13 protein-coding genes and 1 tRNA gene are annotated in these 14,782 nt (G+C 60.5%); 8 read left to right on the plus strand and 6 right to left on the minus strand.

Going from position 1 to position 14,782, the window contains the following annotated elements:
- Positions 1-52: 52 nt before the first annotated feature.
- Complete coding sequence (locus J8C06_RS10720; protein ID WP_211428682.1) at positions 53-1,018, minus strand: CE1 family esterase; 966 nt, start codon at positions 1,016-1,018, stop codon at positions 53-55.
- A gap of 304 nt (positions 1,019-1,322) precedes the next feature.
- Between J8C06_RS10720 and J8C06_RS10725 the strand changes: the two genes are divergently transcribed.
- On the plus strand, positions 1,323-1,802 hold the full coding sequence (locus tag J8C06_RS10725; protein WP_211428683.1) for a hypothetical protein: 480 nt from the start codon (positions 1,323-1,325) through the stop codon (positions 1,800-1,802).
- A gap of 154 nt (positions 1,803-1,956) precedes the next feature.
- Here the strand turns inward: J8C06_RS10725 and J8C06_RS10730 are convergent, their stop codons facing one another.
- Positions 1,957-3,312: a CobW family GTP-binding protein gene (locus J8C06_RS10730; protein ID WP_211428684.1), complete on the minus strand. Its 1,356-nt coding sequence runs from the start codon at positions 3,310-3,312 to the stop codon at positions 1,957-1,959.
- A gap of 168 nt (positions 3,313-3,480) precedes the next feature.
- Here J8C06_RS10730 and J8C06_RS10735 point away from each other — a divergent pair, with 168 nt between their 5' ends.
- From J8C06_RS10735 to J8C06_RS10745, 3 genes are all read left to right on the plus strand, one after another.
- Positions 3,481-4,146 (plus strand): ABC transporter ATP-binding protein, encoded by a 666-nt coding sequence (locus J8C06_RS10735; protein ID WP_211428685.1) that lies wholly within the window; start codon positions 3,481-3,483, stop codon positions 4,144-4,146.
- Positions 4,147-4,195: 49 nt separating this feature from the next.
- A complete protein-coding gene (locus J8C06_RS10740; protein WP_211428686.1) occupies positions 4,196-5,635 on the plus strand; it encodes an ABC transporter permease in 1,440 nt (479 codons plus the stop codon).
- Between the two features lie 164 nt (positions 5,636-5,799).
- Positions 5,800-6,777: a Uma2 family endonuclease gene (locus J8C06_RS10745; protein WP_211428687.1), complete on the plus strand. Its 978-nt coding sequence runs from the start codon at positions 5,800-5,802 to the stop codon at positions 6,775-6,777.
- Between the two features lie 80 nt (positions 6,778-6,857).
- Here J8C06_RS10745 and J8C06_RS10750 read toward each other — a convergent pair whose 3' ends face one another.
- Genes J8C06_RS10750 through J8C06_RS10760 form a run of 3 tightly spaced genes read right to left on the minus strand, consistent with a single transcriptional unit; the run spans position 6,858 to position 9,773 of the window.
- Entirely contained in the window at positions 6,858-8,465 is a 1,608-nt protein-coding gene (locus J8C06_RS10750) for a phytoene desaturase family protein (RefSeq protein ID WP_211428688.1), read from the minus strand.
- Positions 8,466-8,502: 37 nt separating this feature from the next.
- A complete protein-coding gene (miaA, locus tag J8C06_RS10755; protein ID WP_211428689.1) occupies positions 8,503-9,471 on the minus strand; it encodes a tRNA (adenosine(37)-N6)-dimethylallyltransferase MiaA in 969 nt (322 codons plus the stop codon).
- The gene (locus J8C06_RS10760) at positions 9,468-9,773 is read right to left on the minus strand and encodes a hypothetical protein (protein WP_211428690.1); all 306 of its coding nucleotides are present in this window, start codon (positions 9,771-9,773) and stop codon (positions 9,468-9,470) included. The genes miaA and J8C06_RS10760 overlap by 4 nt, the downstream gene beginning before the upstream one ends.
- A 174-nt stretch (positions 9,774-9,947) precedes the next feature.
- Between J8C06_RS10760 and J8C06_RS10765 the strand changes: the two genes are divergently transcribed.
- Both J8C06_RS10765 and J8C06_RS10770 read left to right on the plus strand, forming a co-directional pair.
- Positions 9,948-10,033: transfer RNA gene (locus J8C06_RS10765), tRNA-Ser, on the plus strand.
- Positions 10,004-10,291, plus strand: coding sequence for an AtpZ/AtpI family protein (locus J8C06_RS10770; protein WP_211428691.1), 288 nt, complete (start codon positions 10,004-10,006; stop codon positions 10,289-10,291). Before J8C06_RS10765 ends, J8C06_RS10770 begins: the two co-directional genes overlap by 30 nt.
- A 38-nt stretch (positions 10,292-10,329) precedes the next feature.
- On the opposite strand, the gene J8C06_RS10775 is transcribed toward J8C06_RS10770, so the two are convergent.
- Positions 10,330-11,682 (minus strand): FAD-dependent oxidoreductase, encoded by a 1,353-nt coding sequence (locus J8C06_RS10775; RefSeq protein ID WP_211428692.1) that lies wholly within the window; start codon positions 11,680-11,682, stop codon positions 10,330-10,332.
- A gap of 223 nt (positions 11,683-11,905) precedes the next feature.
- On the opposite strand from J8C06_RS10775, the gene J8C06_RS10780 reads away from it, so the two are divergent.
- Together J8C06_RS10780 and truA are read left to right on the plus strand one after the other, a co-directional pair.
- On the plus strand, positions 11,906-13,858 hold the full coding sequence (locus J8C06_RS10780) for a bifunctional serine/threonine-protein kinase/formylglycine-generating enzyme family protein (RefSeq protein ID WP_211428693.1): 1,953 nt from the start codon (positions 11,906-11,908) through the stop codon (positions 13,856-13,858).
- An 81-nt stretch (positions 13,859-13,939) separates the two neighbouring features.
- A complete protein-coding gene (gene truA / locus J8C06_RS10785) occupies positions 13,940-14,716 on the plus strand; it encodes a tRNA pseudouridine(38-40) synthase TruA (protein WP_211428694.1) in 777 nt (258 codons plus the stop codon).
- Positions 14,717-14,782: the final 66 nt, after the last annotated feature.

Raw genomic sequence — 14,782 nt, forward strand, 5'->3', positions numbered from 1 at the left:
ATCTTCAAATCGGTGTGCACGTGGCCTCCGCCCCGCCCTTGGCGACGAAAGTTTAGCGGCTACGGCGGTGCTGTGCAAAGAAGGTCCAAATGACCTCGGTCGCCTGGATGTCCATACATTGCTTGCCGACCAAACGGGGCGCTTTGGGTGTTGCCCCACCGGGAATTTGATGTCCACCGCCGAGGATGGCATACAGCACGACCTCCGGCGCGGCCGCGCGTTCCGTCCAGCGACGCACCTCGACTTGGCACTGGTCACTTGGCACACGGTCGGGCAATCGCTCAACTGTCGGCTGGGTGGGAAGCCGCGCGGCCGCCCGCCAGAAATCAACCGTTTCCTGAGTTGAAAGGACGGTGCCATAGGCGCGGCCGAGAACCCGTACGTCACCGCCCTGCCAGGGAACCATGGGGTCATCAGTGCCATTCATGATAAGAACAGGCAGCGCCCGCACTGGCGTCCGGTTGCGTAGGTTAGTAGGCAAATTGGCAATCCCAGCCGCAATCGCTGCCAAGCGATCACCAAGCTCAATCCCCAAACGGTAGGTCATCATGCCGCCATTTGAAAAACCGGTCACGTACACCCGGTCGGGGTCGGCCTGGCCCGTTTTTACCAAGTGTTCTATCAGGGTCCGAATGAAGCCGACATCATCCACATCCGTATTGTCCTGTGCGCGCCGAAAGGTTTTTCCGCGCCCATCGTTCCACTGGCCATTCACACCAGCCGGATAGACCGTCAGAAACCCTTCACGGTTTCCAAGCCGGGCAAAGCCAAAACGACGCTCCATTTCTTCAGCGCTTGCACCACCACCCCCGTGGAGTGCGATGACCACCGGCCATGGAGGTGCAGCCGCACACTCCGGCACATGCAGGTGGTAGGTGCGCTTTATCCCGCCGTGGTGGAGCGTATGCGGCCGGCCCGTGGGAAGAGACTCACGCCGGGCCTGGGTGACGCTTACCCAGACACCAACCAAACCGAATAACCCGAGCCACAGTGCCAGAAGGTGAAGCCGTGCCCGCATAAGTCATGCCTCCGTAGGCGAGTGAGGTATCCAAGCTTTCAGCTTTTGAGACAACCAAAGCCCAGAAAGTCGGCTTTTCCACCCCACCGCTCCAGTGTGACTATTCGCGGTGGTTGTCTTGCGACTGACGATTTAGGATACGGCGTGGGCGAGCGCCATACGATATGGGGTGGTGTCGTACGGCCTTTCTAGGAAAAAGCCTGTCCTGAACCTGAAAAACCGGTAAAAGCGTCACCGGCGAAAGTGTGGCACGGAAGTTGTTCTCTAACCAGGCAACATCCTTGGTCGTGGAGGAACAAACATCATGATGACCACCCTGAGAAGCCGAAGCCTCGCCCTGGGCACTGTGTTTTTGGGCTTGCTGTTGTTGGTTGGCGCGCCGATGTCCGCCGCCGCCCAGAACTGGGACCCCTGGGGCGTGAATGACCCCCGTTTCAATCGGCGTCCGCCATCCGAGCAGTGGGTTCGTGAGCGCGGACGTGACATTGGTTTCCAGATTGGCTTTGAGGACGGGCGCAACGATCGCCGGCGCGGTTTTCGCTCCAACTTCCGCAACGCTACCTATGAAAACGCCATGCAGGGCTTCCAGCGCGAGTGGCGGCACGATGGCAACTATCGGCGCGGTTTCCGGGATGGCTACCGGGCCGGTTACGAGCAAGGGTATAACGACTTCCGCGGCGGGCGCGGGCGCGGACGTGGACGCGGCAACGACTGCGGGCCAGACTGGCGCGGCAACCGTGACTGGGGCTGGCAGCAGGGGCGCGGCAACGGGCGATTCGACTGATGGCTTGACGTATCCATAGCCAGGCGCGGCAGGAGCGAGCGAGGATGGCTCACGACTGCCGCGCTACTTCTAGGGACGCACCGGGCAACCCGGCAACCACCACCACGCCTGTTGCCCACGCTTTGAACTCAAAACTCAGCACTTCAAACTCGATTTATCCTACCAAACAGTCCCGAAAGCTGGTTTCGAGGGCTTTCCGATCAAGATGCCGCCCAATGAAGACGAGGGCGTTGCGGCGTGGCTCTGTCCCCCAGGGACGATCTGGCCGGCCGTCAAACATCATGTGCACCCCCTGAAAAACAAACCGGCGCGGATCACCAGCAATGCTCAGGATGCCTTTCATGCGGAAAATGTCTGGCCCCTTCGTCTGAAGCAGCTCGCCAAGCCAGGCATTGAGCTTTTTGGGATCGAGGTCGCCGGGAGTGGTAATGCCCACCGAAGAAACTTCATCGTCGTGCTCATGGTCGGGCTTGTACTCACGGGTCGCCACGGGAGCAACGTCCACGCCGTCGCGCCGGAACGTGGCCGCAAACTCATCTGGATGATGCTGGGTAAACAGGGCATAGCGTCCGGCTTGCTCAATCGGAACGATGACCGTGGTTGGCCCTTCCACTTCCAGGCACAGCCGCTGCAATCGCGTTCCCGGTGCCAGGATGCCCCCGTGGGTTATGAGGTCTGGCTCGTCTGAAAAGGCGATGATGGCCTGGTCAGCAAGCCGCGCTAAGGCATCTTCCTCACCCTCGGGGACGGGGAGAAGCACGACATCCAGGGTTGGGTCAGGTCCGGGCTGCAAGCTGAACGCATAGGTCCCGGTCGCCAGGTCATACACCCCACCGTATTCAAACGGATACTCTGGCTCAAGAAACTGCGGGTCCACGGCCAGCGCCCGATTGAGATCAAACGCGCCAATGTCGAGCAAGCTTTCAACCGGCGCGTTGGAATCTCGCGTACGTAAAATCTTGGCGGTGGCATTCATGGCACGGACACGCTGTTCGAGGCGGTCAAGTGTTTCGGCATCCACCAAATCCGTTTTGTTGAGCAGGATGACATCGGCAAAGGCAATTTGTTCCTTGACTTCGTTGGTGTCGAAGTGTTCCCACACGTGCTTGGCGTCCACCAGGGTCACGATGCCATCGAGGCGGGTCTTGCTCCGCACTTCGTCATCCACAAAGAACGTCTGGGCGACGGGGCCGGGGTCGGCCATTCCCGTTGTTTCCACCAGGATGTAATCAAACTTGTCCTTGCGCTTCATCAAGTTGCCCAGAATGCGGATCAGATCGCCGCGCACCGTGCAGCAGATGCAGCCGTTGTTCATCTCGAAAATTTCTTCTTCGGCGTCAATCACCAGTTCATTGTCCACGCCGACTTCGCCAAACTCGTTTTCGATGACCGCAATGCGTTTACCATGCTGCTCGGTGAGCAAGCGATTGAGAAGCGTGGTTTTGCCGGCGCCCAGAAAGCCGGTCAACACCGTGACCGGCACTTGCTGCGTGGTTGCCGCTAAGGACATGACTACCCACCTCGTATGGTCAAAAAGTTGAAACTTTGGAACAGTCGGCTTTTGCTGCCGTCCTCATGTCGAGTAGAGTTCGTTGCGGCCTGACTGTAGTTAGGAATAATCCTAGCCGCAACCATCAGCGGCGGGGGCCAGCCGCTCTCCGAGTCAACGACACACACCATGCTTGACATACGCAATCTCCGTTTAGCTTACTCAAGTCCAGATGGCGAGCCGCCGACACCGGTGATTGACACGCCGGACTGGAGCGTGGCTGCCGGCGCGCAAGTTGCGCTCGTTGGGGCGAGCGGTTCGGGCAAGACGACGCTGCTCAACCTCATTGCGGGCATTGTCCTGCCTGACAGCGGTGAAGTCCGACTCGACAATACAGACATCACACGCTTGAACGAAGCGCACCGCGACCGCTTTCGCGCTGACAACATTGGCTACATCTTCCAGAGCGTGCATTTGCTGCCGGCGTTTACGGCGCTTGAAAACGTCGCGTTAGGCATGAAGTTTGCTGCCAATCGGGCCGGGACCGCCCATGCGCTCGACCTGCTGGAAAAGGTCGGGTTGCGGGAGCGCGCCCGCTACTTTCCGCGCCAGCTTTCGGCCGGACAGCAGCAGCGGGTCGGCATTGCGCGCGCGTTGGCCAATCGTCCGAAGCTGGTGCTGGCCGACGAACCCACCAGCGCCCTTGACAGTCGCAACCGCGACGCCGTGCTCGACCTCATGCAGCGGCTTTGCACCGACATCGGCGCGGCGCTGATCGTCGTGACTCACGATGAGGCCGTCGCGCGCCGCTTCCCAACAACGCTGCACTTGTCTGACATCAACCGCGTCAACTAAGCGCATCAACCAAGCACAATCAACCAAGCACATCCCGGATGAGGCTGGCATGCAAACCCTGACGGTCATCTATCGCAACTTGCGGCAACGCTGGCTCTCGACCTGTTTGACAGCGATTTCCATTGCCTTGGGCGTTGCACTGGTCACGGCGATTACGTCCATGCGGCAACAGGCGCAGGCCAATTTCGACAACGTGGCGGCGTCATACGAGCTGGTCGTCGGCGCGAAAGGCTCGCCCTTGCAGCTTGTTTTGAACACGGTCTTTCACCTCGACGTGCCGGTGGGCAACCTGCCTTACGACTATTACCGCAAGCTCAAGGCAGATGACCGGGTGGCCTATGCCATCCCCTTGGCGCTGGGCGACAACTACCGGGGTTTTCGTTTGGTTGGCACGGAGCGGGAGTACTTCGAGCTTGTCAAGCTCAAGGACGGGCAGCCGGTTTCCATTGCCGAGGGGCGAGCGTTTACCGCGGATTATGAAGCCGTCATCGGGAGTGTCGTGGCGCGGGAAGCCAAGCTGGCCCTGGGGCAGACGTTTGTGGCGCGGCACGGCGTCGAAGACACCGTGGCCGCTGAAGAGCATGAGGACGCGCCCTTTACCGTCGTGGGCGTGTTGCGTGAAACCGGCACGCCGCTTGACCGGGTGATTTTCATTTCGTTGGGCAGCGTGGATGAAATCCATCGTGATAGCAGTCCGGCTCAGAACAACCAGAACTTACTCGACCAGCTCAACGCGCTCCCGGCGGAATCCGACACTACAGCGTCGCCACCTGAAGCTGAAGACAAACATCACCACCACCATCACCATCACAAGAAGCCGTCCACGGCTCCGGCAACAACCACTGCGCCCACGCCGAGCGCACCGCCAATGGGCGACAAACCGGCGCCAACCGCATCCGCGACGACCATTGATGAAGTCACGTCCATCATTGTGAAGCTTCGGTCGCCGGGCTACCTGTTTCTCATGCAACGGGAAATCAACAAGGGCAAGGACGCTCAGGCGGCGTTACCCGGCGTCGAAGTGCAGAAACTCTTTGCCATCGTCGGGACGGTTGACCGCGCACTGCTGTTGATGTCAGTGCTGGTCGTCGTTGTGGCATCGGTTTCGGTGCTGGTGGCAATTTACAACTCGCTGGCTGAACGCCGACGGGAGGTGGCGGTGCTGCGCGCGCTGGGCGCGCATCGGCGCACCATTTTTGGCTGGCTGGTCTGGGAAGCTGCCATAACGGCGGCGCTTGGTGGATTGGCGGGCGTCGTTGGCGGACACTTGCTGCTGGCGGCCGCTGGAAGCAGCTTGAAGTTCCTCAGTGGGCTACCGCTTGCGCCTTGGACCTGGACACGCCTTGAAGTTGGGCCGGCCTGGCTGACAGCTTACGTGCCATTTGAAGTTGCCGTCGTGGCCGGGACGCTGGCCCTTGGAGCGGTGATGGGGCTTTTGCCGGCCGCCTTGGCCTACCGCACGAATGTTGCCCGCCATCTCAGTGATTGAGCTGCTCCACGGTGGATGACAGGGCGCTTCCGGGCCCTGTTCAATCAGCCAGACGCGCTTGCTAAACCGGCGTCTCGCCTCCCTTGCCACCAGCCGCACGTCTCCGGCACACTGCGCACCGGGGCGTTCACGCTCTGGTTGTTGCCGGTTGGGAGAACTTTGCTATGTCCGCACCCGTTGTCCTGGCGCCACCCCGCCGCTTGACCCTTGAAGAGTTTCTTGCCTACGGTGAGCCTGACCGCCGCTATGAGCTTGTCCGAGGTATCCCGGTTGAGATGCCCGCCCCCTCCAAACGCCACCAGGCCATCGTCACGGCGCTGTTGACCCGCTTCAACTGGGTGATTGCCGAGCGCGACCTGCCCTACACCGCGACCGTGCTTGGGGTACAGACAGAAACCGATACGGTGCGCATTCCCGACATCGTGGTATGCCACAAAGCGGTGGGCGATCCGCGGACGCCGGAAGCGGCGGATGGGGTGGTGCGGCTGGCGTTGGCGGCGGCGGTGCTGGTGGTGGAGGTGACGAGTACGAACTGGCGGGATGATTACGAGGCGAAGCGGACGGAGTATGGGCGGCGTGGGATTGGGGAGTACGTGATCGTGGACACGCGGCAGGATCGGGTGGTGGTGTGTCGGCGGCCGGTTGTAGGGGAGGGGAGGTATGCGGAGGTACTGACCTACGGCAGTGGGGAGGTAATGAGTCTGGAGGCGCTTGGTGGCGTGGCGATTGCGGTGGATGGAGTGCTGGGTGGGGAGACGGCGGATGAGGTGGCCCGGGCGGAGGTGGAGCGGCTGGCAGCGGAGCGGTCGGCGCGGCTCGATGCCGAAGCCCGCGCCGCAGCCGAACACCAGGCCAAGCTTGATGCCGAAACCCGGGCCGCAGCCGAACGCCAAGCCAAGCTTGACGCCGAAGCCCGGATACAAGCCGCTGAAGCTCGGGCTGAGACTGAACGCCAAGCCAAGCTTGATGCCGAAGCCCGTGCCGAGGCCGAACGCCAAGCCAGAGCGGTTGAGCGTCAGGCGCGGCTCGATGCTGAAGCTCGGGCTGAGACTGAACGCCAAGCCCGCGCCCAGCTCGAAGCCGAACTCGCTCGCCTGCGCGCTCAACGTTTGGGTTCCTCAGACCTACCGCCTGAGTCCTGATGGCTCATCATGGCGCAGGGCCTTCCGAAGCATCTTGTCCCGCCAAGCTGCTCTCAGCTTGAGCACCCAGACGATGCCCATCAGCGAACGGATCGCACAACCGGCGACGTGGCCCTGAGCGCCGGTCCAACCACCTGACCGGTCGGCGCAACCACCCCGGAAGGTGGGGCGGCAAGCGTCCAGCGGCCGGTGATGTCGCGCCAGGCATTGATGCCGGAAAGGGCGCAGGCCGGCGTTCCCTGTCCCGGAAAAACGGTGTCCCCAACCAGCCAAAAGTTGGGCAGTCCGACATCGCGCGAACCAATTCCAAACAAGTTGCTGTTCCAGCGGTTGGTACGCAGCCCGCCGACCATCCCGCGGGCGCGTCCGGTGTAGTGAGCAAAGGTGACTGGCGTTCCCGGCAGCAGGCATTCAATCCCATCGCGGACGTTTGGAAACACGCGCTCAACAGCCGTGAGTAGGCGTTCGACCACGGCGGCCCGCCGGGCCGCATAAGCTTCCGGCGTGGCTTCCCACCACGCATCAACTTCCGTGTGCGTCGAGACATTGAGGGTGCGCCGACCGGGTGGCGCGCTGGCTCGGTCATCGGCCTCACTGAGACTCAAGAAGGCACTGTTGCCATCCTCGAAGCTTGCACCGTACTGCAACAGGACTTGCTGATTGAGCGGCGCATCGTCGGGAATGACTTCAGATTTGACGCCCAAATAAAGCGTAAACGCTCCCCATCCCGTGCCGGCCTTCTTGAGCGGTCGCGCCAACGAACGCGAAAGGTCTGCCGCCACCAGAGACGGCAGATTCCAGATTGGCAGATTGGCCACGACGCGCGGCGTCTGAAGTGTCAGACCGCGGTCGGTTTCAAGCGTATAGCCGCCGCCGGGCTGCGGTCGGATGCAGGTCACGCGCTGCCGCCGCTTGAACACGCCACCAAGCGCCTGGAATGCCTCAACGTGCGCTTTGATGAAGGTTTTCATGCCACCCCGCGCGCGCCGAATGCCGTGGCGGTAAATATCCAAACCGGCAGCGCCGTTGAGAAAGGGCGCGCGGGCGGCGGTTTCCTGCGCCGTAATCAACAACAACCCATCCAGGAACGCCCGCAACGGCCCATGGTCGGCAAGCCGATACCGACGCAAGACGCCTTCAACGGTCGAAAATAAGTTTGGCAGGACTTGCACAAAACCCGGCGACACCAACCGTAAATTGGCAACCACATCCCGCCAGTGACGCAGCGGAAGCGCCGGAAGCTTTGCCGTTGCCGCCCACATCACGTCGGCCGTTTGGTCAATCAACGTCCAAAAGGCACGCAAGCGATCCGCTTCATCGGGTGTCCGGGCAAAGCGGGCGACCCGCTCTTCTGCCCAGCGTGTCTGGTCATAATCAATGTGAACTGTGCGGTCAGGCAGGTGAACGGCCACGCGCTCGACCAGCGTACTCTCTGGCAGCGCCACACCCAACCGCCTAAAAACTTGTGTGTGAAGGCCGTCGGGATCAAGGCCCATCAGGACGGTCGCGCCCGCATCGAAGGAGTACCCCTTGTGGAAAAAATACCCAGCACAGCCACCGGCTTTGTCATGGGCTTCCAACAGGAGCGTTCGGTAGCCGTCATGCTGTAACAAAACTGCCGCCGTCAAGCCGGCAACGCCGGCACCCACCACCACGACATCAAACACTGATTCAGCCACGGGACGCATGACGCCATCATAGGCAGGTCACTATCCCGGCGGAAAGTCAGCTTGCCAGACAGGTTGCGCCGGCCAGCTCGACTTGCGCCTCCCGCAGAGCGGCAATGACCCGCGCCTGCACCTCCGGGTCGTGACCAAATCCGTCGAACCACCAGGCATCCGGCTCGCGCCGCCACCAGGAAAGCTGCCGCTTGGCATAATGCCGGGTATCGGTCTTCATTTGCTCAACGGCCGATGCGTACGTTCGCTGGCCCCGCAGGTACTCAATGAAGCGTCGGTAACCGTGGGCTTGAAACGCTTCGGCATCCTGCGGCACCCCAGCGGCCAGCAGGGACTGAATTTCATCCAACAGGCCAGCGGCAAGCATGGCCTCGACCCGCGCATCAATCCGGGCATACAGCGCCGATCGCGGTGGAGACAACACGACAATGCGCATCCGCCTGACAAATGACGGTGGTGGTGGTAGTGCGGCTTGGCGCTGAGAAAGTGGCGTTTTCGTTTGAAAGAAAAACTCCAGAGCACGCATGGTCCGCGACCAGTCGTTTGGCTGGAGCCGTGCCGCAGTCGCGGTGTCAAGCCGCTTCAACATGCGGTGCAGCCAAGGCGCGCCACGCCGATCACGGATAGCCCGCAAACGATCACGCAAACGCAAATCCGTAGCAGCATCATCGGTAAAGATACGACCACGCAAGGCATTCAAATACAGCCCCGTCCCGCCGACGAACACAGCAGTTCGACCACGCGCTTCAATCGCGGCCAAGCAAGCGGCAGCTTCACGAGCATAGCGTCCGGCCGTGTAATGCTCCGTGGGCTCCACTACGTCAATTAAGTGATGCGGCGTTGTAGCGCGGATGGCGACCGGAACCTTGGCGGTGGCGACATCGAGGCCGCGATAGACCTGAATCGAATCAAGATTGATAATCTCGCCGTTCAGCGTCTGTGCAACGGCCAGCCCAAGGTCACTTTTACCGGAACAGGTCGGCCCGACAATCACCGGGATAACCAGCGGTTTCATCCCTGCCGACGACGAACGTCGCTCCGGCGCACCTCTGAAATTTCATTATCAAAACTGCGCCGCCGACTTCCGCGCTGTTCGTCAAACTCACTTGCCCCGGTGGCGCGGCGAAGTAGCCGAATGGCACGGTCGCGGGTTTTCTTGATCTCCCGGCGACCGTCTTCCCACTCGATTTCAACCGCGCCATCTGGACCCGGTGTGACGATCCGGGCAATTTCGCCGTACTGCATGCCATGTCCCGCTGCAAAGGACACTTCATCGCCAACCCGGTACTCAAAACGATTGCGGTCATCCTGCGCCATGGCGATCTGTCTCCTTCCCCTAAAGCTCTGAGTGCAACTAACTTCCGAGTGAAACTTACTGACGACAACCACCCCAGACTGAAGCCAAGGGTTCTGGTCGTGGATTGTAGCGCAGCCGTGTCGCGTACGCTTGTCGTCACAGGCAAGCCCAGCTATAGTTTTCCGGCTGCCTGCGGAGGGTTGGCAGAACGGCTAATGCACCGGTCTTGAAAACCGGCGTCCGAAAGGACATGTGGGTTCGAATCCCATGCCCTCCGCCACCCTTTCCCAATGTGACCTACATCGCCATGCGGCCGTCCCACGATTCAGAGCCTGAAGCGGCAGGTACGCCAGCCCAGATGTTGGCATCGGCTGGGTTGGCGTTGGGGTTGCCGCTCACGCTCATTGCGCCGTTCATGGTGGGGTACTGGCTTGACCGCCAGCTCCAGACTTCGCCGCTGTGGTTCACGGTGCTTGGGCTATCTGGGCTGGTCAGCAGCGGTCGGCTTCTTTACCGCTTGTGGCGGCAGTTCCGGTGACAGCTAACAACGCTTGCCACCATTCCCTGGCCGCGACGCTATCCAAGCCACCGCCACACCAGCCACAATAGCAGGATAAGCCCAGCGACCCCACCGGCGGCCAGAGCAATATCTAGTAAGCGATCCTGACGCGCAGCGCGGGCACGGGCTTCAGCGTATGGAATGCGCGTGAATGACACCATGGTGTAGAGCGGCAGAAAACGGTCGCCCAGCAGGCTTGAGAGTCCATACTCCAGTCGCCGCCGCAACAAAAACCAGGGTGAAGCGACCTTGGCCCGCATTTCAAGGTAGTTTTCATAAGCCAGTTCCGCTAGCGCATCCGTGTTGACTTTCCGCTGCTGCTGATAGTCAAGAAAGGCGGCCGCTGTGTCGCCGTTATGTCGCCGGAGACATTCATCCAAGACAACACAATCTTCAAAGGAAGCATTCATGCCTTGACCGTAAAAGGGGACAACCGCATGCGCGGCATCCCCGAGCAGCACAACCCGTCCGGCGTGCTGCCAGGGAAAACAGCGAATGGTCACCATCGAGCCGGTCGGGTTGTACTTGAAGTCTTCGACCAGGGTCGGCATCAGCGGCACAACATCGGGAAAGTAGTGGTCGAAAAACCGGCGGATGGCATCATCGTCGGTCAGCCGGGCAAAGCTTTCCGGGCCCTCGTAAGCCAGAAATAGCGTGCAGGTAAAGGAACCATCCAGGTTAGGAAGGGCGATGAGCATGAAGTCCTGACGCGGCCAGATGTGCAGATAGTTTTTCTCCAGAGCGTGTAATCCACCGGGGAGCGCCGGAATGGTGAGCTCCTTGTAGCCATGAGGGAGAAAGGTTTGTGCATAGTCGTAGCGTTCTGTCCGCTGAAGTGCCTGGCGCACGACTGAGAACGCCCCATCCGCGCCAATAACAGTTCGGGCGCTGGCCTGGCGAACGGTGCGCGTTGGCACGTCTTCAATGTCAAGCGTCAGTGAACTGAGCTGAAGCCCAACGCAACGTTTGGAGAAGTGAATTTCTAGGTTTGGCCAACGTTCTGCCGCATCGAGTAAGGCGCAGTTGAGTTGGTGACGCGAAATAGAAAATATCGTTTCGTCTGGTGTGCGCCCGTAAGGTTGAAAGGTGAGGTCGCCCTGCTGGCTGTGAATCAGGCGACCGCGCATCGGAATGGCTAGCGGACGAATAACTGGAGCCAACCCAATGGTTTCCAGCGCATGGAGTCCGCGGCGTGACAGCGCCAAGTTAATTGAGCGCCCACGCGGAACAGTGCTCGTCCGCATGTCTGGAAAGCGTTCATAGAGCATGACGCGGTTACCCTGTCGGGCCAGATAAAGGGCTGCTAAAGTACCGGACAGACCGGCCCCGCACACGGTGAAGCTTGGCGCAACCGTAAGCTCGTTAGACATAGCGCAATTTTGCTTCCATAAAGGCGTTTGACAATCACAGTATAGTTTCCAACAATCTGCGCACGACGTCGCGCAACCTTGAGCGCCCCCATGCGGGTGGGAAAATCATTCAAGCAACCATTCAAGTAGGGGAGTCCGACAAACCATAATGAAGCAGTGTCCAGCCTGTGGGCGAGAGTATGAAGACAGTGTGACCTTTTGTCCCGTTGATGGCAAAGGACTCATGCCTGTCCTCATCGATGGTAAGTACCGAATCGAAAAGAAAATTGGCGAAGGCGGCATGGGGCAAGTCTATCGCGCAATTCACATTGAGATCGGCTCGCCCTTTGCAGTCAAGGTGCTTCATGCCCAGTTCGGAGAAGATGAAAAAGCCGTTGAACGCTTTCGGCGCGAAGCCCAGGCAGCGGCCCAGATTCGCCACCCAAACGCCGTGAGCGTAACCGACTTCGGGGTTACGAAAGACTCCAACTTGGTGTATTTCGTGATGGAGTATCTCGAAGGTCTGTCGCTCGGTGAGCGGTTGCGGGAAACGCACACGCTGCCAGGTGAAGACATTCACTTTATCTACTCTTGCGTTTGCCCGGCGCTCCATGCGGCCCATGTCAAGGGGATCGTCCACCGGGATGTCAAACCGGACAACATCTTTCTGTTACTCGATGAGCAGCAGTCCATCAGAGATGTCAAAGTGCTTGACTTTGGTATCGCCAAGCTCAAGCGCCAGGATAAAAACACCCTCACGGCTTCCGGCACCGTCATCGGGACGCCCGACTACATGTCACCCGAACAGTGCCAGGGCATCGAGCTAGATGCGCGTTCCGACATCTATAGCTTGGGCGTTATTTTGTATGAGCTTTTTACCGGTCGTGTGCCGTTTCAAAATGACAACTCGATGGCGACCTTGATGGCGCACGTCTCACAAGCGCCAACGCCGCCAATTGAGATCAATCCATCCATCCCATCGGCGATCAACTACCTAATTCTTCGGGCGCTGGCCAAAAACCCGAATGATCGACCGGACACGGCGCTTCACCTTTTTGCCGAACTCGAACAAGCGCTCCACGAAGCCGGCGCATTGGGAACGGGGCAACTCACCAACCTGCTCAAAACCCAGCGTCGCGTCGGGCGGGCCAGTACGGCCGGGGAAGGCATCAAACCGACGGCTGGATTGAGTGATCCCGCGCCAACCAACCGGACGCTGGCGCTGACGAATGCGGATGCTTCGGCCGATCGCGTCACGCAGGAGCGCCAACGCTCAACCGGTTCCAGTCGCAAGCGCACGGATGAACCAGGGGGCCAGACAAAAACCTACGTTACGGTGGATGGCCAGGCGACAGCCCCGAAGCGGTGGCTGCCGCTTGCGGCCGGACTCGCGGTGGCAGTCATCGGACTCATTGCCGGTGGCGGGTGGTACTTGTCCCAACGCGGGACACCTGCAAGTACCACGACCACGACTGCCGACCCCAAACCGGTACCAACGCCCCAAGCCCCGCCCGGCATGGTGTACATCCCCGGCGGTAAGTTCATCATGGGCAACAATGCCAGCGCCGACGACTTCGAGAAACCCGAGCATGAACGACAGGTCGCGCCGTTCTTCCTGGATAAAACCGAAGTCACTAACGAGCAGTACGCCCAGTTCGTCCAGGAAACTGGACACCCGCCGCCGCTCAACTGGAAAGGGCAAAAAACCTTTCCGCCCGGAACGGCAAAGCTTCCGGTGGCAGAAGTCAGTTGGGACGATGCCCAGGCGTTTGCCAAATGGGCCGGCAAGCGGTTGCCGACGGAAGTGGAATGGGAATACGCCGCGCGTGGCGTGGATCGGCGGCTCTACCCGTGGGGCAATGAATTTGACCCGGCGAAGCTCAACGCCGGGCGCGACATTAGTCAAATCAAGGACCAACGCCGCCAAGTCGGCAGCTTCCCTGGCGAAAGCCCGTTTGGCTTGCTCGATATGGCCGGCAACGTCTCCGAGTGGACTGAAAGTGGCTATGACCTCTATCCAGGCAGCCAAGCGGTCGTCAAACCTCAGTTTCAACCACTCAAAATTGTGCGTGGTGGCTGTTTTGCGGATGACGCCCGCAAAACGATGTCCACCCGCCGACTTATGAATGAGCGCACGTTCCGCGACCTCTCGACGGGCTTTCGGTGCGCCAAAGACGTGCCGCCGGCAACGCCCTGAAGCCACCACTCCCGTGCTGTTTCGGAAACGCCCATTGGCCTCGGTTGCCAATGTTGCCACGCCGTTTCCCAGATTGCCCCCATGCCGCGCTTGAAGCTGACGATTGAGTATGACGGCACGGCGTTTGCCGGCTGGCAAACCCAGGCCAACGCGCCGACCATTCAGTCGGCGCTGGCGGCGGCCTTTACGCCACTGCTCGGCCATCCGGCGCAACTGCATGCCGCCGGACGTACCGATGCCGGTGTCCATGCGTTGGGGCAGGTGGTTCACACCGATGTCGCACCGGTGCGCCCACCTGAAACTTGGCGCGCGGCCCTCAATGCCCACTTGCCCGACGACATTCGCGTACGCCAGGTCGAAGTCGTCGGCGCCGATTTTCACGCCCGCAAATCGGCGCGCGCCAAGCTGTACCACTACGCTTTCTGGCGCGGCCAAGTGGAAAGTCCGCGGTGGCGGCGCTACAGCCTGCTGGTTCCGATGCAACTCGATTGGGAAGCCATGCGCGAGGCGTCCGCGTATTTCGTTGGTCGCCATGACTTCGCGCCGTTTAGCGTGGCCGACCGTACCGTCCAAACCTCCATCCGCACCATCCATCGTGTCATGTGGTTTCCACCGCCGGCTGGCGCGGCAACCGACGACCACGACCCGTTGCGCCCGGCGGAACTGGTCGCGGTGGCTTTCCATGGTGACGGTTTTCTGCGCTACCAAGTCCGCCGCATGGTGGGGACTCTGCTTGCCGTTGGGCAGCGGAAGGTGCCGCCGGAGGCGGTTCGCCAGATACTTTGTTTGACAAAGCAGTTTGCCGTCGGACCGACGGCGCCAGCCCAGGGCTTGACGCTCATGCGCGTAGATTACTAGTATGCGCCCGGTTCATAACACACCCGCACCGGCGCTCAAGCGCCGTGATTTTTGGCTAATTTGAGT

The organism is Chloracidobacterium validum (assembly GCF_018304825.1).
GTDB lineage: Bacteria > Acidobacteriota > Blastocatellia > Chloracidobacteriales > Chloracidobacteriaceae > Chloracidobacterium > Chloracidobacterium validum.